At 55.5% G+C, this 19,831-nt stretch carries 18 protein-coding genes; 10 read left to right on the top strand and 8 right to left on the bottom strand.

Features of this window, described 5'->3' with window-relative positions; genetic code table 11:
• The first annotated feature begins 41 nt into the window (after positions 1 to 41).
• The 5 genes from ACFCXQ_RS14395 to ACFCXQ_RS14415 are packed head-to-tail and all read left to right on the top strand — an operon-like array spanning position 42 to position 4,363.
• Complete coding sequence (locus ACFCXQ_RS14395) at positions 42 to 851, top strand: polysaccharide biosynthesis/export family protein (protein WP_379551764.1); 810 nt, start codon at positions 42 to 44, stop codon at positions 849 to 851.
• An 8-nt stretch (positions 852 to 859) separates the two neighbouring features.
• Positions 860 to 2,101: a hypothetical protein gene (locus ACFCXQ_RS14400; protein WP_379551766.1), complete on the top strand. Its 1,242-nt coding sequence runs from the start codon at positions 860 to 862 to the stop codon at positions 2,099 to 2,101.
• Positions 2,098 to 3,135, top strand: a complete 1,038-nt coding sequence (locus ACFCXQ_RS14405) for a GumC family protein (RefSeq protein WP_379551767.1) — start codon at positions 2,098 to 2,100, stop codon at positions 3,133 to 3,135. Before ACFCXQ_RS14400 ends, ACFCXQ_RS14405 begins: the two co-directional genes overlap by 4 nt.
• 30 nt (positions 3,136 to 3,165) lie before the next feature.
• Positions 3,166 to 3,576, top strand: a complete 411-nt coding sequence (locus ACFCXQ_RS14410) for a hypothetical protein (RefSeq protein WP_379551769.1) — start codon at positions 3,166 to 3,168, stop codon at positions 3,574 to 3,576.
• A gap of 16 nt (positions 3,577 to 3,592) precedes the next feature.
• Positions 3,593 to 4,363 (top strand): CpsD/CapB family tyrosine-protein kinase, encoded by a 771-nt coding sequence (locus tag ACFCXQ_RS14415; protein ID WP_379551771.1) that lies wholly within the window; start codon positions 3,593 to 3,595, stop codon positions 4,361 to 4,363.
• 65 nt (positions 4,364 to 4,428) lie between these two features.
• Here ACFCXQ_RS14415 and ACFCXQ_RS14420 read toward each other — a convergent pair whose 3' ends face one another.
• Positions 4,429 to 4,716, bottom strand: coding sequence for an XrtV sorting system accessory protein (locus ACFCXQ_RS14420; protein WP_379551772.1), 288 nt, complete (start codon positions 4,714 to 4,716; stop codon positions 4,429 to 4,431).
• Positions 4,717 to 4,963: 247 nt separating this feature from the next.
• Here ACFCXQ_RS14420 and ACFCXQ_RS14425 point away from each other — a divergent pair, with 247 nt between their 5' ends.
• Positions 4,964 to 6,106: a glycosyltransferase family 4 protein gene (locus ACFCXQ_RS14425; RefSeq protein ID WP_379551774.1), complete on the top strand. Its 1,143-nt coding sequence runs from the start codon at positions 4,964 to 4,966 to the stop codon at positions 6,104 to 6,106.
• The gene (locus ACFCXQ_RS14430) at positions 6,106 to 7,299 is read left to right on the top strand and encodes a glycosyltransferase family 2 protein (protein WP_379551776.1); all 1,194 of its coding nucleotides are present in this window, start codon (positions 6,106 to 6,108) and stop codon (positions 7,297 to 7,299) included. Before ACFCXQ_RS14425 ends, ACFCXQ_RS14430 begins: the two co-directional genes overlap by 1 nt.
• Positions 7,300 to 7,308: 9 nt before the next feature.
• Here ACFCXQ_RS14430 and ACFCXQ_RS14435 read toward each other — a convergent pair whose 3' ends face one another.
• From ACFCXQ_RS14435 to xrtV, 5 genes are all read right to left on the bottom strand, one after another.
• On the bottom strand, positions 7,309 to 8,070 hold the full coding sequence (locus ACFCXQ_RS14435) for a hypothetical protein (RefSeq protein WP_379551778.1): 762 nt from the start codon (positions 8,068 to 8,070) through the stop codon (positions 7,309 to 7,311).
• Positions 8,063 to 9,202, bottom strand: coding sequence for an acyltransferase family protein (locus tag ACFCXQ_RS14440; protein WP_379551780.1), 1,140 nt, complete (start codon positions 9,200 to 9,202; stop codon positions 8,063 to 8,065). The genes ACFCXQ_RS14435 and ACFCXQ_RS14440 overlap by 8 nt, the downstream gene beginning before the upstream one ends.
• A gap of 80 nt (positions 9,203 to 9,282) precedes the next feature.
• Positions 9,283 to 10,227, bottom strand: a complete 945-nt coding sequence (locus ACFCXQ_RS14445; RefSeq protein ID WP_379551782.1) for a hypothetical protein — start codon at positions 10,225 to 10,227, stop codon at positions 9,283 to 9,285.
• A 57-nt stretch (positions 10,228 to 10,284) separates the two neighbouring features.
• Positions 10,285 to 10,998, bottom strand: coding sequence for an exosortase-associated protein EpsI, V-type (gene epsI / locus ACFCXQ_RS14450; RefSeq protein ID WP_379551783.1), 714 nt, complete (start codon positions 10,996 to 10,998; stop codon positions 10,285 to 10,287).
• Positions 10,991 to 12,022 carry an exosortase V gene (xrtV, locus tag ACFCXQ_RS14455; protein WP_379551784.1) on the bottom strand — a complete coding sequence of 344 codons (1,032 nt, stop codon included), beginning with the start codon at positions 12,020 to 12,022 and terminating at the stop codon, positions 10,991 to 10,993. Before xrtV ends, epsI begins: the two co-directional genes overlap by 8 nt.
• 260 nt (positions 12,023 to 12,282) lie before the next feature.
• Between xrtV and ACFCXQ_RS14460 the strand changes: the two genes are divergently transcribed.
• On the top strand, positions 12,283 to 12,840 hold the full coding sequence (locus ACFCXQ_RS14460; RefSeq protein ID WP_379551786.1) for a hypothetical protein: 558 nt from the start codon (positions 12,283 to 12,285) through the stop codon (positions 12,838 to 12,840).
• Positions 12,841 to 13,213: 373 nt separating this feature from the next.
• Positions 13,214 to 14,593: a DUF1996 domain-containing protein gene (locus ACFCXQ_RS14465; RefSeq protein WP_379551788.1), complete on the top strand. Its 1,380-nt coding sequence runs from the start codon at positions 13,214 to 13,216 to the stop codon at positions 14,591 to 14,593.
• 470 nt (positions 14,594 to 15,063) lie between these two features.
• Here ACFCXQ_RS14465 and ACFCXQ_RS14470 read toward each other — a convergent pair whose 3' ends face one another.
• Complete coding sequence (locus tag ACFCXQ_RS14470; protein ID WP_379551789.1) at positions 15,064 to 17,130, bottom strand: EAL domain-containing protein; 2,067 nt, start codon at positions 17,128 to 17,130, stop codon at positions 15,064 to 15,066.
• A 333-nt stretch (positions 17,131 to 17,463) separates the two neighbouring features.
• Entirely contained in the window at positions 17,464 to 18,030 is a 567-nt protein-coding gene (locus ACFCXQ_RS14475; RefSeq protein WP_425589412.1) for a DUF7146 domain-containing protein, read from the bottom strand.
• Between the two features lie 350 nt (positions 18,031 to 18,380).
• Here ACFCXQ_RS14475 and ACFCXQ_RS14480 point away from each other — a divergent pair, with 350 nt between their 5' ends.
• Positions 18,381 to 19,604 carry a hypothetical protein gene (locus ACFCXQ_RS14480; protein WP_379551792.1) on the top strand — a complete coding sequence of 408 codons (1,224 nt, stop codon included), beginning with the start codon at positions 18,381 to 18,383 and terminating at the stop codon, positions 19,602 to 19,604.
• The last annotated feature ends 227 nt before the right edge of the window (positions 19,605 to 19,831 follow it).

Below are 19,831 nucleotides of genomic sequence, written 5' to 3' on the forward strand. Positions count from 1 at the left end.
TGACCGTGTTAATACCTTGGCTGTAGGGATAGTCCAGAATTATGGCGGGGTTAATCGCTTTGGAAAAATACAATGCCTCTTTGTGGGACGGATTGCGTGCGAGCGCTTACCGCGCGTTGCGTACGAGTGCGTGCAGCGCGCTAAGCGCTGCGACGATTTTGCTCGCTCCTCAAGCAGTCGCACAAACCAGTGATGCAGATGCGCCTACTGGCGTTGACACGGCCACTGCGAGCGCTCCGATGGAAGCGGTAGCGCAGCCACAAGCAACTGTGGCCGCTGATGGAAGCACGGCTAGCGAAACCGCCGACCAAGCACCTGCGACTTTGCCGCCGACGCCGTCGATATCGAGCTATCAGATCAACGCTGGTGACGCGCTTGAGATCTATGTCTGGGGTGAGGAGCGCCTTCAGCGCAGCCTCACAGTGTTGCCCGATGGCAGCATTGCATTCCCGCTAGTTGGTCAATTGCAAGTTGCAGGAACACTGCCGCAAGATGTCGAACGCATGGTGCGTGAACGCTTACGTGCGCAATATCGCGGCGAAGTTCCGACTGTTACGGTATCGGTTGCCGAGACTGCTGGCTTGCAGTTTTCAATAATGGGTAAAGTGCGCTCACCAGGAGCGTTTACCGCTGGTCGCTATTTAAACGTACTTGAAGCACTCAGCCTGGCCGGCGGGCCAGCTGAATTTGCCAATCTTGATAGCGTGACGTTGATCCGGGAGCAGGAGGGCGAGGTTTTCTCGACCCGCCTTCGTCTCGGAAGCCTTTTCAAAACGGGTGTTAGCGCCCGCGATGTAGAAAGAGCAGGCATCATCCGCATTCTGCCGGGTGACGTTCTGATTGTTCCATGAGAAAATCTATGACCAAATCACTTTTGACACGTTCAACTGCTACATTGCTGTGCAGCTCGGCCTTGCTTCACTCAGCGAGCGCCCCTCTTCATGCGCAAAGCACGAAGGCAGGCGTTGATCTCAGCCTGAGCGCTGAGGCCGCAAGCAATCCGATCCTCAACGATACCAACACAGACCTGGCTCCGGCTGGCACGGTCGAAGTTCGTCCTTGGATCCGCACCGAAACGGGCACAACAACGTTTGATCTGGAAGCCTTCGCCAATTTGCGCGAGTTTGCCAGCGATTACGACAGTGAAGACCGCTATGGCGGCTTTGCAAGCGTCGCGAGCCGCGTTTCGGAGCGCGTGACCTTGCGTGCCAATGCCGGCGTGTTCTCCAGCAACGGACGGCTAGGCTCGCTTGCTCAAACTGGCGTGCCAGTGGTTCAAAATCCTGGCGGCCCAAGCATCCCTATCGATCCGGCACTTGGCAATGATATCACTGTGCTGGGACAAGACGGTCGCACAACATCATGGAATGTTGGTGCGGGGCTTGATGGCCAAGTTTCCGAACGCGACACCATAACGTTCGGTGCAGGCTTCCAGGATCTATCGCTTTCAGACAGCCTACAGGGCGAAGAATATAAGTCATATTCAGGCGATGTCGGCTGGCAGCACCGTTTGAACGAGCGGACCAGTGTTGGTCTGTTTGGCGGCATCCGCGAGACCAATTTCGACGATGAACTAAGCGGTGACACAACGACGTACAGCGGCGGTGTATCGCTTAATCAGGCAATCGGCTCTGAAGGCTCGCTCGAACTGGGTGTGGGCGTGGCTCAGACCGAAATTGATGGCACCCCGCTGGTCCCCGCGCGCGATGTGACGACCCTGACCACGCAAGCCGCGCTGTGCCAGCGTAACAATCGCCGTGATCTATGCCTCAACTACCGGCGGACCCCGCTACCAACGGCCTTTGGCGGTGTGCGCAATTCGGATTCGCTGGGTGTTTCCCTGTCAGAGCGCCTGTCTGATCGTGACCGTTTGACGGTTGGCGGCAATTATGCGCGGACATCGGATGGCGTCACTGGCCCTCTGCTTATCCCGCAAGTTGAATTTGCTGATGTACGGGCTGCAATCAATCGCCGTTTCAACGATCGGCTCGATGGTTTTATCTTTGCTGGCGCCTCGCGTCTTTATCGTGACGATTTAGCAACGGATGCCAGTGTAAACTTTGGTCTTGGAATCAGAGTAAGGCTTGGTGATCGTCGATGAATGAATTTGTTTCTACTGAGAATGAGGGCGGCGGAAGCTTTGGCGCCTTCTTCGCTCAGTTTCCCTCAATCATGTGGCAGCGCCGATGGTGGCTAATCATTCCGGCGGTCCTCGGCATTGTCGGCGGACTTGCCGCAGCGTTTCTGCTACCGACAAAATACCAATCCTCCGCGATCCTGCTGGTTCAGGCACCAAGCCTGCCCGCCGATGTCATTGGCTCACAGCCAACCGAGGCGACCGAGCAACGTATTGAGGCAATCCGTCAGCAGATCATCAATCGCCCTGCTCTTATTGGCCTGATTGAAAACAATGATCTTTACGCCAGCGAGCGTGAAAGCGAGCCATTGTCCGAGCTAATCGAGGGCATGCGCGACTCTATTACTCTAGAACCGCAGTCCATTGAAATCGGCCCTGGGCGCCAAGGCCAGACAATCTCTGTGCTGCTGTCGTTCGAATATACTGAGCCGGCTGGCGCACAAGCCGTTGCCCAGCAGTTGATGGAGCGGATCGTCGAAGTCGATGCGACCACCAATACCGCGCAGCTCAATGAAACGGTACAATTCCTGTCTGATCAGCAGTCTGATCTGCAAAACCAAATCGCGAGCCAAGAGGCAGAGATTTCTGCCTTTAATCAGCGATATGGCGGCGTTTTGGCCGCTGGCGGAGCCCCTATAATTGGCGGCGCGGGCGCGACGTATGATTTTCAGATTGCAACGCTTGAGCGAGAAATCGCTGATCTTGAGGCTCAGCGCCAATCGCTGGGCTCAGCGGATAACCGTGACCCCGCTGTTGTTGGCGCAGAAGCCTCGCTAGCGGCGGCCCGCGCGCGCTACACCGAAGGGCATCCCGATGTCATTCTAGCCAAGCAACGCCTTGAGCAGGCCAGATCTTTTGCACGCCAGAATATTGAACGTTTGCCAGTTGAGAATATTCAACGCCAAATCACCTTCAACCGCAATCAGATTGCGCAATTGCGTTCTGCCAAAGCGCGCGATCAGGCTCAGGTTTCCGCAGTGCTCAGCGAACGCGCATAGGCCCCTGCGATCCAGCAACAAGCCGAGCAAATGCAGCAGCGCCTCGCTACGCTGTACACGCAAGCAAACGAGATTTCCGGTCGGCTGCTCGCAGCGCGCGCTGGAGCGCGGGCCAATGAAGAGCAAATGGGTGAGCGCTTGCGTGTAGTTGACCCGCCGGTCATTCCAGACACGCCGTCTTTCCCAAATCGTCCGCTGATCTCAGCATTGGGCATTATTGGCGGCCTTGGTCTCGGCTTCATACTGGCGATGGCGGTCGAGTTCCTGCTGAGCCCGATCCGTGACCCGTCGGCGCTTGCCCGTATTACCGGCGCAAGACCGCTTGCGATGATCCCCGTTGTTGGACCGCTCCCTGGAAATGAACCAACACCAGATGCCAAGCCGACCATTCTCCAGCGCTTGATGTTCTGGCGCAAGAAGACCCCAGTCCATGCTGATTGATGTGAAAGACCCCCGCATGACCGCCTCCGCGCACACGTTCGATCCTGCCAATGTCGCAGTGATCACTATTGATGAGCAGGCCCTTGATGAGCAGTTGATCGTTGGCTTCAATAGCCATGACGCGCGCTCACGCCCATTCAATTTGCTGCGCACGCAATTGGCGCAGTTCATTGAGGAAGCTGAGGCTAAGCTCATTGGCATCACCAGTGCGACACCGGCCGCGGGCAAGACGTTTCTGTCCGGTAACCTTGCTGCAGCCCTTTCTCAAGTGGAAGACCGCAAGGTTATTCTATGTGATTTTGATTTGCGCCGCGGATCTATCCTCAGCCGTTTCCCTGCCGAGATCCCCATTGATCTGGGCATGTATCTACGCGGCGAGGAAGAAGATTGGACAAAATGCGTTTACCGCGTGAACGACACGGGGCTATATCTCATGCCGTCAATCGCCTCGATGAAAGGCAGCAGCGAATTGCTCAGCGGTTCGCGCTTTAACGCCCTTATCGAGAGCTTGCGCGCACTGCCTGATGAGTATCTTGTCATTTGCGATTTGCCACCCGTTTTTGCCAATGATGACGCCATGCTTTGCGTGCGTGAGATTGATGGCTACATGCTGGTGGTCGATCATGGTCAGACAACCAAAGGCCAGGTGACAGAAGCGCTAGCTTTGCTTCAACCAGCAACGTGTATCGGCACAATCCTCAACCGCTATCAAGGCGGTTTTGCGGATGATTATGGCTACGGCTACGGCGATCCATACGGGCTGAAAGAATACGGCAAGAAAAAGTGAGTTTTGGGGGTGCTACTGGAGTGCCCACCACTTGGCTCAGCTAAGCCCGCCGAGCTAACTCACTCTCAGCCGGGGGTCTGCCCATCGTCTTCGCCGCCATTATTGCGGTTGAAGAAGTCGGCGGGAGGCCATTTGAGAACCTTGTAAACATAGGCCGCAACAAGCGCCAAAGCTACTGCTGCGCCCACATCTGAGTGGTTGTTGCCGATGTAGTTTGAGATCGCACAACCAGCGGCCGGCACGAGATACTCGGCTAGGTGATCCTGCGGTTCGTCCTGCGAGGACCGGCTGAGCATCAATACAACCAGCCCGCCAAAGACGAAAACTGTGATCCAATCCCAGAAAGTTTCCACGCGAATTCTCCTCTACCGACACAAAACTACCACTTCTCGCGGCGGAATTGCCAGTTATGTCGCCCTCTCATGTTCGCGATAGGGCAAAAACGACGCATGCGCCAACATCCATTGGCTTTTTTGTTACGAAAATTGCCTTACGTCCGTTTTTGACACAGCCAGTTGGGTATCGGTTGCTTTGGGGGTACTCGAAGCGGCCGGATTGCCTTAGGAAGGCGAGAGTTTCGGCCAATCGGGGGATAGCGCATTGGCGCGCCAATCACATCCATCACACACATCAGAGGAAACGCCCCTGCGTTTTCTTTTTGCGCTGCCTGGCTTCCATCAGGAAGAGCGCGGCGCCGAAGTCGCATTGCTCTCCGTCGCAGAAGAGCTCGCTAAGCTTGGCGATCAGGTGACCGTCATTGGTGCCGGCGAGCCGCGCAAAGGCACCGCATATGAATATCGCCAAGCCAAAGCGATCAATCGCCGCAAGCTTGAATGGCTTCCGAAAATCCCCCCCTTTCGCTCCGAGACGGTGTGGGAAGATGCGAGCTTTTCGCGGTCATTGAAGCGCGCTTATAAGCCCAGTGAATTTGATATCACGCTTACTTGCAACTTCCCATTTAGCCATTGGACCCTTCGCAATAACGGCGGCGCTGAGGCCCCATTGCATATGTTTGTAACGCAAAATGGCGATTGGCCCGCGCGCAGTGATAAGTCTGAATTTAAGCGTTTTTCATGCGACGGGCTGGTCTGCACCAACCCTGATTATGAACGGGACAATGCGCCGCGCTGGCGCACTGCGCTTATTCCCAACGGCATTAATCCCGAGCGCTTCCACGGTGTCGAAGGCAACCGCGCGGAGTTCGGCATTCCCGAGGGAGTGCCAGTCGTGCTGATGGTCAGCGCCTTTATCGAGACCAAGCGCGTGATGGACGGCATGCGCGCAGTCGCGCCTCTGGACGGCGTGCATTTCGTCTGTGCGGGCGATGGGCCTTTGCGCGATGAAGTGGACGCGCTCGCAAAGGAAATCCTACCAGGCCGCTTTACGCGCTTTACAACGACCGCAGATCGGATGGCGACACTGTACCGCTCAGCTGATGTATTCCTGCACATGTCGCTTTTTGAAAGCTTCGGAAATGTCTTTGTTGAGGCGATGGCCGGCGGACTGCCTGTGGTGGGGCATGACACGCCGCGCCTGCGTTGGATTGTGGGCGACCGCGAAACGCTGTGCGATACAGAAGACCAAGCCATGTTGACGGCCAAGATTGCCGATGCGCTCAAGACCGGACGCGGCGATTTTGATCCCCGCGCAAGCGAATTCGCTTGGAGCAATATAGCGCTTAAGTACCGTGCTTTTGCCAAGGAATTAATGGCCGAGCGCGCAGCAAAGGCCGCTCAACAGTAATGACTATGATCAGCGTTCTTACCATAGCTTTGTGGATAGTGGCGGCGCTCGCTGCCCTACCGCTCGCCGTATTTACGCTCGAGATGCTCTTGGGTCTTTGGCCCAGCCGCACACATAACATAGCGACCGCGCCCAATCCCTCGGTTGCCGTTCTTATGCCAGCGCATAACGAAGCCTCCGGTATCGCCAACACCTTAGCAAAGCTCAAGGCGGCCGCGCCCGCTGATACGCGTGTTGTGGTGGTCGCCGATAATTGTAGCGACGATACCGCAAAGATTGCTCGCGATTGCGGTGTCGAGGTGATCGAGCGAAGCCATGAAACCGAACGCGGCAAGGGATATGCGCTGGCCTTTGGACGTGATCATTTAGCCCAGCAGGCAAGCCCGCCCGAGGTGGTGATTGTCCTCGATTCTGATTGTGAGCTGCACGGAGGAAGCGTCGAGGCGCTGGCCGCGGAAGCTCAGACGCGCGCTGTGCCCGTGCAAGCGGTGAACCTGATCAGCGGGGATCTGACTGCGCCGCCGATGGTTCAAGTCTCCAGCTTTGCGATGGTCGTCAAAAACCTCTTCCGCTCGCGCGGGATGCAGCGGCTGGGCGGCGCGGCCCTGCTGACGGGCACTGGCATGGCCTTTCCGTGGGCGATCTTTTCCAAGGCTAAGCTTGCGACGGGCAATATCGTTGAGGATCTGGGCCTTGGCATAGAGCTAACCCGAACAGGTAAGCCACCACGCCTTATCGGGCACGCTCATGTGCGCAGCGCACCTGCCGATATGCGCGATGCACTTACACAAAGAACGCGGTGGGAGCATGGCTTTCTGCAAACTGTGCGCACTCACGCTTTGCCGACATTTCTCGGCGGGATCAGGCGTTTTTCGCTCGCCGAGATCCTGCTTGGCCTACATCTAATGGTGCCGCCGCTGGCACTGCTGGTTATGCTATCAGGGCTCGTCTTTGCAGCGCTTTCGTGCGCCGCTTGGCTTACCGCAATCATTGGGCCTGCCGCTTTGCTGGGCGGGGTGCTCAGCACCGCACTCGTACTCATTCTGATCGGTTGGATTGTGAACGGGAGGGAGTTTTTAAGCGGAGGCGCTCTGCTGCGCATGCCGCTATACGTGCTTTGGAAAATTCCGGTCTATCTCGGCTTTCTCAAGGGGCCAGAGGCCAATTGGAAACGGACTGAGCGCAGACCCTAAGTCACCTAGCTACTGGCCGGCCTTGCCAGGCCCAAAATCAACATTCTCCTCGCGCATTTCGGTTGCGCGGCCGGTCAGCTTATCGCGTATACGCCGTGCGATACCTGCCAGCGTGCGCACCACCGGGATCTGATCCCACACACGCTGGTCGCCAATATCCGTGCGCGAGCGGCGTTGAACGCCGAGCATTGCAAAACAGGTGACCAGTTCTGGGTGCGCGCGCCGCATCCACACAAATGCCCCATCGATCGGAGGGCGGATGGCCGGATCAAAGCCAGGCTTTGCCGCTGCCTGCGCATCAAGGGGGAAATCCGGCTCAAGATAACGGGTCAGATACTCCGCGGCGGTCTTTGCTGCTTGCGGGGAAAAGCCCATGAAATGCGCGCCGATGATATCGCTCGTCGCGAGGTTGTTGGGATCGCTGGCGACATAGCCGCCGTAGAAAATGTCCCATTGGTCAGGCAGCGTATATTTCGCCATCTCGGCAGCCAGAAAATCGCAATCATCTTGAAAGATGAGGATCGACTGCCCAGCCTCCGCTGCGCCGCGCAGCAAAGTCAGATGGCTTTGAAACGCACCATTTGATCCTTTGCGCAAAAACGGCCCGCTATCTTCGCACGAAATCGCAGGGAAGAACGCCACGCGAGGGTCGTCACGCAGGCCGACACTGGCTAGCTCGCGTTCCATTTCTGCACGGCGGTCTGTCCGGCTGGCGAGGTTTACGATGCGGATCTGATCAAATGCAGCAAACAAAGCAGGTATTTCAGCCATTCATTCTCTCTGCTTGATTGCTTGTGCGCTGCATAGCTTGCGCCTTCCAGCCCTTTTCCACGCCGCGCCGCCAACGGCCAAGCGGTGTCTCCACAAAACGGTACATCAAATCCGCAAATACAAATGAAACAGCAACCCCGATGAGCCCTGCCCCCATCTGGCCCAGCATCGGCTCAAGCGGTTTGAACGCATAAATGAAAATCACATGGACCAGATAAAGCGTATAAGACAGCTTGGCGACATATTCGAGTATGCGCGAGTTCAAGATCGGATGCGCGAGACGCGTGTCGCGAATAGCCGCGTTGAAGATGAAAATCAGTCCAACGCCCTGAATGGTATACCGCAGCGTCTGGCGAAACGCCTCATCGCGAATGGCAAAGCCCACGAGCAACAGGCTCACTCCAAGTGCGTAAGACACCATAGTCGGTGGAAGCTTGTCTTCTGGGTCAATCACAGGATTGTTCCACATCGCCAGAATTGATCCGAACAGGATCGAGTCCAGACGTGTGTGCGTCCAGAAATTGACCCGCGTAAAGTCTTCAAGCCGACCCACTTCATAAAGCCTCAGGCCCAGCGCAATCAGGCAGAAAACCGCGCACAGGATGGCGCATTGGCGCGCATCCCAACGCCTCAGACACAGCGCCGCAAAAGCAGGAAAGAGCAGGTAGAAATGCTCTTCGACTGCGAGCGACCATAGACCGATCGGTATGCCGCTCACGGGAAAATAATTGGTCAGGAAGGCGAAATCGAAAATGAGCCCGCGATAATCAAGCTCATAAATTACGCCGCTCGCTGACAGGGCGATTGCAAGCAGGATGGCGATATACATTGGCGGGATGATCCGCACCATCCGGCGTGTATAAAAGGCCTTGAAACTGATTGCCCCATCGCGGGCGAACTCGCGCCGGAGCAGCGTGGTAATAAGATATCCGCTCAGGAAAAAGAACAGGGTAACGCCGAATTGGCCCGGCACCACTTTTTCGAGGCCAATATGCGAGCACATCACAAACAGAATAGCGATAGCCCGAAAGCCATCCAAAGCCGGGATCGTTGAAGGTCCCGACTTTGGCTGATCTACAAGCGGATCAGGCGCCGGTGATTTACCAGCTGCGGGCGCAGGTTGTTCAGCCACCTGACGCTTGATCTTGTGGCTGAAAGTTTTGAGGCGAGAACGCTAACATCGGTCGACCCTTCCCCCGACGAAATGCGCGGTTAGGGCGTTTCTTCAACCGCAGTCGGCAACGCAGGTACAACACCCTCCCCGCTATCGCCAGCCTCGTCTTCCTCGACCGCGGCATAGCCGGGCTGATATTCGATCCCTGCTTCTGCTTTGGCAGCGTCCAACCGCTCTTCCAATTGTTCGGCCAAAGCGCGTTGATTGATCATATTTACGGCAACTGGTCTTGCTTGTTCTGCTGTCAGCGGAGCATCAGCGACTTGCAGGATTTGCGATACGGTAACGACGGTTGGTGTTGGCACGATAATTGGCTCGCTCGTGCCAACTTCAAGCATCCGCTGGAACATCGCATTAGGCAAATTGCCGCTGTCGATGCGCGTGTTGCCGCGCTCAAACTCAATACCCAGACGGTTGAGTACGGCCACCGCCTGATCCATATTTGTCACCTCAGCGAGCGCCTCAATGTAGTCGTCACGTGCCGGCGTGCGGAAGCGGATCTGATTCGCCGCAATCAGCTTGCGCTCAGCAAACATCTGCGGGTTTTCTGCGATAAAGCTGTCGATCTGAGCGGCTGTCGGCGCGTCAAGTTCAGCGGCGGCGCTCTGAGTCAGCATTTGCACCAGAAGCGCTTCTTCGACCTGACGTTTGCGAACGATAAATTCCGGCGTGCTGTCAATGCCATCCTCACGTGCAATCCCGGCCATCAGACGGCGATTGATGACGTTAGCGAGCGCGCCATTGCGCACCGTTTGCGCTTCTTCGCCCTCAGGCACTTGCGCATCGCCGAGCGCAGCGTTCACTTCTTGCAGGGTCACTTCATCGCCATTGACGACCGCAACAACCTGACCTTCTGGCTGACGGTCACCGCATGCCGCTAGCAGCGTAATGGCTCCGGCCAACATGGCTCCCGTCAGAAGCTTGGATTTGGCTGTTTTTGGGGCGCAAGCCAGTGCGTCCTCGTTATTTGTTTGGTCGGTCATGAGATTGTCGCCCTTCCCTCGATAAAATCTTGAAAAAATTGTGATTTACGTCGCCTATCACGCACCGAATAGCAATCCGCGAAGCTTGGGCGGCGCTTCATTATGCAACGCCACCACAAAATCTTCGAGCACTGGGAGCTCCGCCCCAATGTCTGATCCCAAAGTCGATACACGAGCGAGCATGCCATCGGGAATAATCCCGCGAATATTATCCTGCGCCACCGTCAGCCGCTGCTGAGACCAGCGCTGAGGGAATTCTTCACCCACACGGGTCCAATAGAGCACAACTTCATCGCGTGTGCGGCTGTCAGCAGAAAATACCTGCGCTGGAAGCCCGCCCGATGCAGGCCCGGATGCGGACGGCAAAGCGACATTCATTGGCTGCGTTTCGGACAGAACGAAACCCCCAGCTGGATAGCAAGTCTCGGGCCGGTGGATTTGCAACACCCCGTCTTGGCTGTTGTTATAAGCCATCAGGAACATCGCGGCCTTGCCCTCAGGGTTCGTATAAATCCGGGTCACCAGATTATCATACAAGCGATCAGACAAAGCATCCGATGGCGGCAAGACGAGCCCGCTTTCGGTCATAAAGGTCCATCGTCCCATGCGCTCAGGCATCAGGCCCACCAGTTCGCCTTCTTCCAGTGGCTCGGTATTGATCACCGGTTGGCGCGCCTGAGCGAAGCCTGCCACGGCGGCCATGCCGAGTCCCAGCAGAACCTTGCGCCGGTCAAGTGATAGGCCAGGTTGACCAGTTAGAGCGTTACCCATTTTTCGCACCCTCCATTGCCGGGTCAGACGCGGGTCTATCTGATAGGGGGGCGTCGCCCTCCGCTTCCTTGCTACCGAAGAACCGCGCCAGCGCCATATCAACCAAGAAGATCATGAGCAGCGCCATCGCAAACATAGTCAATCCTGCCATATCATGTAGGAAGCTTTGTGCGGCCGCCTCGCCAGCATGATACGTCAGCAAGATGAGGATCAGCACGCGCACAAAGTTTGCCGCGATTGCCACAGGCAGGACGAACAACAGCAAGGTCAGCTGATAGCGGCGATCGCCCATATGGCGAATGTAGATGTAGAAGATTGTCAGAGCCGAGAGCGAAACAATCGAATTAAGTCCTGCGCAAGCAGCCGCGACGAGCAGCTGGTATTGACCGATCTGAATGGTCACACCAGTGCCGCCAATCGGGTAGCCAAACAATTGCAGCAGCCAGATTGCAGTTTCACTAATCGCCACCTTGATCGGCAAGGTGAACGTATAAATCACCGTATCAGGCGGCGGAAAAATGAAAGCAAGATAGATGATCGGAAAAGCGAGTTTGATCAGCGGCTTGGCTCCAACCACCGCATAACAAGCGATCACCAGAACGCCGTACATGATGTAACCTTCGAGCTCGATGATCTGGGTTATTCTAGCGAGCGCATATGCGATAAGCGCCGGAATAATCAGCGCGATTACTTTCCAAAATGCTGGAGCTTGCGACAAATGCCGAACCGCTGGCCATTCGCGCCACAGCAGCCACAGGCCAGTCATCAGCACGATAGGCCCATGAGCGCCCTGCTCGCCGGTCCAGGTCGAACGTGCGACGAAAATCATGGTGGGCACAGCTACCGCTAGCAAACCCGCAATAAACAGCAGGTCTGGCCAACGGAAATCGGCCAAACTAATCCCGCCCTGCGCAGGCGCTTTGCCTGAGGCAGAGGATTTTACGCCGCCCGAGAAATCGGCATCTGGCATAGTGCCATCTATTGCCCCATCGCCCGGCGATCGGTTAGCGCTGACTTGCTCCATAATAGTCTGCGTATTCCACCCTGAAATTTACGGCTGCCCCACAGGGGCGCACCTTATACGTGACGAGCTCTAGATATCGGGCACAGGCTGGGCCCGGTCAAGCCTAGAGCGGAGCCCCTGTCTAGTAATCGCACAAGCCCAGCGAAAGTGTTAACGGCCGCATTCGTGAGCGGCCGACGCTCCCTTGGTTCTTTGTTTACACCTCTCAGTTACCGCTTGCTGATCACTTTCATAGGAAAGATACGACACAGGTCACGATCATGCGGGTTTTGCTCCTAGCCTTCTCAGCTCTAGCGCTGTCAGCATGCAGCGCCGATGTACGCGAGCGCTCGCTAGCTGATGTTGATCTCGGCAATATGGACGTGGTGCAGGCGCTAGGCACGGAGCTGTCGCAGGACGAGCGCGCAGCGCTCGCCACATATGTGGTCGCGCATTGGCCGCGCTCCGCGGCTTTTTGCGGTGAAGTGCTGGTTGATGAGAACGGCCAGCAGCCTACGACGATTGGCGAGGCAATTGTCATGACCAAGTGGCGCGAGAAAGAACGCGAGCGCCGTCTCGCGCGTGCTGCGAGGCCGCGTACTCCCATGGAACAATTGCTTGATCGCCGAGATTTCCTGATCGGACAACAGGACCAGCTGTTCAGCCAGAAAGAGCTATTGTTTGACCGGCTGGGCAAAAAAGCAATGACCCATCCGCACATGGACGCGATCGAGGGCGAGCTTGAGGCCAGCTTTGCACAAACAGTCCAGCTCAATAAAGAAATCGAACAAAGACGACGCGATCAAGCAGTGAGCCATGAGGCCAAAAGCGGCGCCTGACTGCAAAACGGCGCCCAAAACGCCAGTTTGGGTGAGTTAAGTAAGAGTCCCTAGCTAGAGACGCTGTAGCGCAGATGTAAAACGCCTTGCCGCAACGCTCTATGATTGCCTCCCAAACAACCTAGCACCGAGCCACAAGAACAGGGCAAATAAGGGCGAAAGCCCACTCCATTGCGGGTTGCACACCACCTTGTTCATAGCTTCGTTTGGATGCGCGTTTGTTGCGCAATCCAAGCCTCCAAAACAGTTAATTAGTGACCGTGATTCCCTCGATGGAATCATGGCTAAAGACTGGTTAACCAGGTTGCTCGACTTCGCCTTAACTGAAGTCCGCCAGACAGTTTTCATAACGAAAATTGGTGGGTTTTTCAGCATGCGGAATGCACGAACATTATCGATCCTAGCGTTGTCTTCTTTAGTCCTTACAGGCTGCGGTGGAGGCTCAGGCGCCTCACCTACAGGCACTAGCGTTGCAATAAGTGATCCCGGTTCGAGCACATCAGGTGGTAGCTCATCCGGCGGCAGTACATCGGGCGGTAGCACGTCGGGTGGCAGTACAACTGGCGGTAGCACTTCCGGTGGCAGCACATCGGGCGGTGATGGCACCGGATCACCACCCACCGACCCAGCGCCCGCCCCGGCACCTGATCCGGCCGGCCAACCGATCACTGGCGGCAACCGCACACAAGGCTTCCCCCAGCTCGATCGGATCCCAACCAATTTCAGCGTCAGTCAGGCGCTTCAGCCAACCTGGGGCACAGGTGAGATCCCTGGCAGCGCATTTCCTGATGTAGTCGGCGCATTCCGTTTCCTGTGCAAGCCGAGCCATCTTTCTTATGATGACCCGATTGTGTTCCCCGGCCAGAAGGGTCGCTCGCATTTGCACATGTATTTTGGAAATACAGAGGCTGACGCAGATTCGACATATGAGAGCCTGCGCACCACCGGCGACAGCACTTGCCGCGGACCGCTCAATCGTTCCGCATATTGGATCCCTGCGCTGCTGGATGGCCACGGCAACGTAGTGATGCCTGAGTTCATTTCCATCTACTACAAACGCTATCCCAATACTGACCCCAAATGCGCTGAGGGTGAAGGTTGCATCGCGCTGCCGCGCGGCCTGCGTTATGTCTTTGGCCGGACGATGAATGGCGAACTGCCAGACCGCGAGAGCGCCACTTATTTTAACTGCGATGGCCCCGGAGCAAGACCTGGCCGCTATGATACGCTAGTCGAAGCCGCACAAAATTGCCCCAGCGGTGCCCGCATTGGTGCGCTACTTACAGCGCCCGATTGCTGGGACGGCGAACAATTGGACTCGATCGATCACCGCTCGCACATGTCTTACGAAGTGCGCAACTCGACCACAGGCGTCGCAAGCTGCCCTGCAAGCCACCCTTACCGCGTGCCAACATTCACGCTGGCTGCATGGTATGAGACCGACGATACGTTGGACCGCTCCGGCAATACCGACCCGAACCTTCAGACATGGCATTTCTCATCTGACCGTATGGAAGGTCGCCAGCACATGACATCAGGCACGACATTCCACGCAGACTGGTTTGGCGCATGGGACGATGAAGTGATGTCCGAATGGATGGCCAATTGCATCGACCTGAAACTTAACTGCTCAGGGGGTGATCTGGGTGCTGGACGGCAGCTGGTTGCATCCGCTGCGCACCAGCGTGACTTCGCTCGCCGTGTGAATGTGCCCCGCACTAACAACCCGGTCAGCCTCGCGGCTAGCAACTAACACAATGCAGATGAGGGGGAGGACTCCCCCATCGATCGTCTAGCTCGTTAAGCAGGGCCTGCTATGTCTCGCAGATATGCAGGTGCTAGTATTCTGCGCTGGACGAGACTCGCATTCAGCTTAGCGCGGATGAGTACCGGCTCTACAGGCATTGCGATGTATATGGATTAGCGCAGGCGGCCCGCCAGCAAGCACTTCGCAATGCCCATATCCCAACGGCTCAGCGGGACCCAGCAACCTCCGAGTACATGATCAGCGCCAATTAGCACCTAGCCTGACCGCGCCTTTGGTCAAATTTGCATCAGACAAAACAAAGGAGGCTAAAAGCCTCCTCTGCAAATACTTCTGAATCAGAATTAAACTGGCCTTAGTTAAAAAGCCATTCCCAGATATCAAACAACATAATCGTACCCCTTTCTTATTTGTGGGGACGGTATGCCATGGAATTAACTCGCTGTAAAGGATATTACCTAATTAGATTTTAACCACTCTAACCCGCTGTATTCAAAGGAATCGAGGTCATGGAAGGGCTTACCGAAGAGATATCCTTGAGCGAAATCACAGCCCATCGATTCAAGAATCTTAGCCGTTTCCTCGTCTTCAACGCCCTCACAGATCACCCTGATTCCCAAGTCATTGCCAAGCTTAATTGCATGCTTAACAATCGCCCGCGCTTTCTTGCTCTTGGTTAGAGCCGCAGTGAAAAGGCGATCCACTTTCAACTCGTCAAATGGCAAGTGATAGAAGCTCTCAAGGCCTGCCGTACCTGTACCGAAATCATCCAGCGACAGTTCAACTCCCAGATCAGACAGCGCTGAAAGTACCGCACCGGCGGTGCGTGGATCGTGAATCCTTGCGGTCTCAGTGATTTCGAGGACCAACCGACTGGCCGGGAAACCAGTCTCTTCTAGTGTCCGATGGACTAGCTCGGTCAACCAAGTATCAGCAAGCAAGGTCGCGGAGACGTTTATGGAGAGCCAGGCGTCGGTATCTATCGCATTCGAAGCGCTAAATTTGCTAATGCACTCTTCCAGCATGAACTTCTGGAGTTTCTCCATCCGCCCCGCCTGTTCGCATTGTTCAACAAAATAGGACGGGCTGATGAACCCCCGCTCCCGATCATTCCAGCGCACCAGCCCTTCAAAGCCAACTATCCGCCGGTCGCGGAGATCCACCTGAGGCTGAAAGACGGGGAAAATCTCGTCGGACTGAAGCGCATTATCGATCTTTGACTGCAGGGAAACCCGCCACTCATCATCAGTAGTGTCCGTCTCATCGCCAAATACGATGGGCTGCGCAGAGAGAGAGGTCTTTTCTGTAAGGGCTTCGGCAATGCTTATGCGGCGGTGCCCCTCGCCGATAAAATTCAAATCAACGCCAAATGTGATCGCGATATCAATTGGCTTCTCGCCAATGCGCAACGGGTTCTTGAAAATCGCAAGAAGAGCGATGAGGTGAGATCGCAATGTTTCCTGAGACTCGAAATCCTGCATCCAAAGCAACCGGTCACCGGCATTTGAATAAATGGTGAGTGAGGTGTCACCCACACGCAAACGCTTGACCACACCCTCGAAATAATCTGCTCTTGAGGCGGCAGGCAGAGCAGCCATGACTTCCGCAAAATTGTGGATCTTGGCGGAAATAAGGACTTTGCGATCGGTAGGCGGCAGTCCCGAAATATCCAACTCCAGCCGCTTTAGTGATGGTAAGCCTGTATCAGCCGAGTCCAGATTTGCTTGAGCTCGCCACCTAGCGAACATGCATTGCAGCGAGAAGACAAAGAGGAATATCAGCGCAGTCGACAGACCAGTCCTGAATGGTAGAAAAATCGCAGACACGAACGTTGCAGCGATGGATAGGGGAGCAAGTCCGTAGAAAAAATGCCTAGTTCTGGGCTGCCCGAAGATACCAAGCACCACCAGGATTGTGCAGACAATAAGCAGTGGTAGATGATAGATATTGACTATGCTAATGCGGGTGAAGTCACCATTCCAAGCAGTCTCAGCTGCGAAAATCGCCACAAAGCTCCTCGAGACCGATCGCGAGCCCGGCAGACTAACCGCCGTACCCTTACCTGCAGTGGCAAAACCGAACACAAAGGACTTACCTTCGATACCCTCAGCGCTCGCGACGTATTTTTCTAACTCGCTCAGACTGACTACTGGGAACTCCCCAGGGTCGAAGCGATAGTCAATCTCGATGTGTGGGCGAGAAGTAGAGGCATCCCCAACAAGTTTGCCCGCAAATGTGTCATAGAGCACGCCTTCGGATTCAACCTTAGTCGGGACATTCCAGACAAAACCAAGAAAATCTTCTCTTTCGGCTGCGATTACTCGGCTTGAAGTCCCGAACACACCGAGCTCTGGGAACAATATTGTTTCCTGCCCTCGATCAGAAACGATGCGTCCGACCACAAATACCTTGTCTGACTGCGCAATCGCATTTTGAAAATCTGGGTCTTGCACACGATCATCGGAACCCGAGGAGGTGAGATCAAGGAATATCCCCTCAGCGCCATTCGCCTGCAAAGCTACCATGGCCTCGCGCAAGTCCTCGCGCCATTCGTCATTGTCGATAACGTTATCCGGTAACTCGACGAGTACCACATCACCCGATGGTGTCCCGTTACCCAGCTTGGATTGTGCCACCCAGCCCATTAGATCGAGAGGCCCAAATATGTTTGGTATCGAGATCAGCAAAGCGGCTGCCAGCGCTATGAACACATAACGCAGCCTCCGCAAAACATCTCTCTTCACAAAACGTAACACAAATTACCCTCGACCCACCATGGGACCTTCGGGTATTCGCAAAACCGCGCTAAATAATGGTTAATGCCGCCTTCATTTGAAGACTTAGTGATTGGTAAAGCCCTACTCCGATGAGGCTTCTTGCAGCGACGACACGAGGTATGCCTTTGATTGCATCGCCGATCTTATGGCTTCCAAACGCTCGGGCGAAAGCTGTGCGTCATCGATGACAAGCTCGCTGACACCCTGGGGGAAAGTTAGGCATGAAACGCCATTTTGGCTGATCACCGCCGCACAAGGCAGGTCAACTTTGTGAGTTAATTCAATCGTCCGCTCCAAGCCTTCGGCGATGCAAAGTTTGCCAAGAAACGGGAAATCATCTGAATTCGTGAGCGGTCTGGCAAGCCAAATTCCCTTTTCTGGGGTGCCAATTGCAACCCGCCGCACACGCTCACTAGTGTCAGGGTCGATAAAGTGTTGTGTAAGCCCGATAATCCCAGCGCTATTTTGAAAAGCGAACACCACGGATGGCAGCAGACCCATCGTCTCGGCTGGTGAATTTTCCGCCCTCAGGCTGAAGCGCACAGCTTCGCACTCTTCCGGAACGCCCAGAGCATCGAGATACTCAGCACCCAGTGTTCCCCTGACCGCAGTGGAGGAATTCCATATATCTTCGGCAGATCTTATCATTTCACAGGTGGCGCCTCGCGACGGTTTTTACCAGGTGACGATTAACACGGGGTAAGCAGTGTGACCGTGCTCCTCCAGTACGAGACCGTGACGCGGACCTAGCAGACAGCCTCGGCGTTCCATGAACCGATTTCCCAGCATCATGGGCCATAATTAGCACCAATGCGTTATTCATAAGAAATAGCCGATTATTTCATTGCGATAATGATGCTCTAGGCCATAGTAAATTTGGCAAGTAGACGCGGGGGTATGCAGATAGCACTATGAGTAAAAGTTTCGCTGATGAGCCATCTGATTTTTTCGCCAATAGCTTAGCGCGAGCACATCACGCACCGCGGAATGAGATCGCCATGCTACAACTAGATTCATTGCAGCGCCGCTTTGCCGATCTGGTGTTGACGCTCACTCCGCTCGAAGTTCTCGCGTCTCAGCGCGACGTAAGCGCAATTGCGAGTCTCGATGATGCACCTGCCATTTTCTTCCACCATAGTATGTATAAGAGCTACCCCGAGGAGGCATTACTAGGCGGCGATTTCGCCACTCTCACCGATTGGCTGAGCAATTTTACGACGCATGATCTTTCAGCTGTGGCCGAGCGTGAGTTTACGACACTAGATGGTTGGCTATCCGCGCTCAATACAGACACTGCAATGCATGTGCTGCATAGCTCGGGCACGACCGGTCAACTGTCTTTTATCCCTCGCGGCAAATTGGAGCACCAGTTCGCAATCCGGCACGTGCAGATGGCCATGGTTGAGATCGCAAAGCCCGGTGCGTTCTACCCGAACAATCCTGACTTTGCAGTCATCTGGCCCTCCTTCGGCGAGGGCTATTCTGGCATACTGACGCTGGGAGAGATGTTTCGCGACGCTTATTGCGGTTTGCCCGAGGATTATTACCCGCTGATCCCGCACAGGCTCAGCGCGGACTATCAGCTCTATCTCATGCAGCTGGAAAATGCGCGCGCGGCGGGTGACGAGTTTATCGGCGCGCCCAATGACTATGTGCAGGCGGCGATTGATCAGTCCTTCGATGTGCGCGGGAGCGAGCAGGAGCGTAACGAAGCGATGCTCGACAAGATCGCTGGTGAATGGCGCGACAAGAGGATCATCTTCGCCGGCGGCCCGGTGATCCTCTATAATCTTGCGAAGCTTGGCCTTGCCAAGGGCATGGAAAATGCGCTGGCGGAGGGTAGCCGCGTCATCACATTTGGCGGCTTCAAAGGCATCTCGCCGGTGGGTGATGAAGAGGCGGTGATAAAGCGCTTCACCGGTGCGGGCCGCATTCAATATCTTTACGGCATGACCGAGGTCGCGACCGGATTCCTGATGTGTGAGAGCGGGCGCTATCACATTCCGCCATGGATCATTCCCTATGTTCTGGACGGTGAGACTGGCGAGCCTAAGCCGCGCGAGGGCACGCAAAGCGGGATCGCGGCCTATATGGATTTATCCGCACAAAGCTATTGGGGCGGGCTGATCTCAGCGGACCGCGTTGAAATGAGCTGGGAGCAATGCAGTTGCGGACGAACTACACCGCATATTGGGGCTGATATTGAGCGGGTTGAGGAGTGATTAGAGTGGACGGAAGGGCCCCATGGTTGGCGCTCGCATAATCCTACTCAAGGTTACATAAGTGACACATCAGCATTTCGTGTAACACACCGCAAGCCCAGTATTTCTGCGGGTTTGCGGGCTTTGGAGAGTGAAGTCGCTCGAAGGGGGCGACGCAAGATTATTTCCTACCTTCGTTTTTGTTGGTCTTTGAGTTCCAGCGACCGTCATGTCTAAAACGACCATCC

The organism is Qipengyuania rhodophyticola, from assembly GCF_042493225.1.
Lineage (GTDB): Bacteria > Pseudomonadota > Alphaproteobacteria > Sphingomonadales > Sphingomonadaceae > Erythrobacter.

Excerpts from the sequence above, each read along its gene's own strand:
- ACFCXQ_RS14395 (WP_379551764.1), top strand. The coding sequence starts at position 42 with ATGGCGGGGTTAATCGCTTTGGAAAAATACAATGCCTCTTTGTGGGAC.
- ACFCXQ_RS14400 (WP_379551766.1), top strand. The coding sequence starts at position 860 with ATGACCAAATCACTTTTGACACGTTCAACTGCTACATTGCTGTGCAGC.
- ACFCXQ_RS14405 (WP_379551767.1), top strand. The coding sequence starts at position 2,098 with ATGAATGAATTTGTTTCTACTGAGAATGAGGGCGGCGGAAGCTTTGGC.
- ACFCXQ_RS14410 (WP_379551769.1), top strand. The coding sequence starts at position 3,166 with ATGCAGCAGCGCCTCGCTACGCTGTACACGCAAGCAAACGAGATTTCC.
- ACFCXQ_RS14415 (WP_379551771.1), top strand. The coding sequence starts at position 3,593 with ATGACCGCCTCCGCGCACACGTTCGATCCTGCCAATGTCGCAGTGATC.
- ACFCXQ_RS14430 (WP_379551776.1), top strand. The coding sequence starts at position 6,106 with ATGACTATGATCAGCGTTCTTACCATAGCTTTGTGGATAGTGGCGGCG.
- ACFCXQ_RS14435 (WP_379551778.1), bottom strand. The coding sequence starts at position 8,070 with ATGGCTGAAATACCTGCTTTGTTTGCTGCATTTGATCAGATCCGCATC.
- ACFCXQ_RS14445 (WP_379551782.1), bottom strand. The coding sequence starts at position 10,227 with ATGACCGACCAAACAAATAACGAGGACGCACTGGCTTGCGCCCCAAAA.
- epsI (WP_379551783.1), bottom strand. The coding sequence starts at position 10,998 with ATGGGTAACGCTCTAACTGGTCAACCTGGCCTATCACTTGACCGGCGC.
- xrtV (WP_379551784.1), bottom strand. The coding sequence starts at position 12,022 with ATGGAGCAAGTCAGCGCTAACCGATCGCCGGGCGATGGGGCAATAGAT.
- ACFCXQ_RS14460 (WP_379551786.1), top strand. The coding sequence starts at position 12,283 with ATGCGGGTTTTGCTCCTAGCCTTCTCAGCTCTAGCGCTGTCAGCATGC.
- ACFCXQ_RS14465 (WP_379551788.1), top strand. The coding sequence starts at position 13,214 with ATGCGGAATGCACGAACATTATCGATCCTAGCGTTGTCTTCTTTAGTC.
- ACFCXQ_RS14470 (WP_379551789.1), bottom strand. The coding sequence starts at position 17,130 with ATGGTAGCTTTGCAGGCGAATGGCGCTGAGGGGATATTCCTTGATCTC.
- ACFCXQ_RS14475 (WP_425589412.1), bottom strand. The coding sequence starts at position 18,030 with ATGATAAGATCTGCCGAAGATATATGGAATTCCTCCACTGCGGTCAGG.
- ACFCXQ_RS14480 (WP_379551792.1), top strand. The coding sequence starts at position 18,381 with ATGCTACAACTAGATTCATTGCAGCGCCGCTTTGCCGATCTGGTGTTG.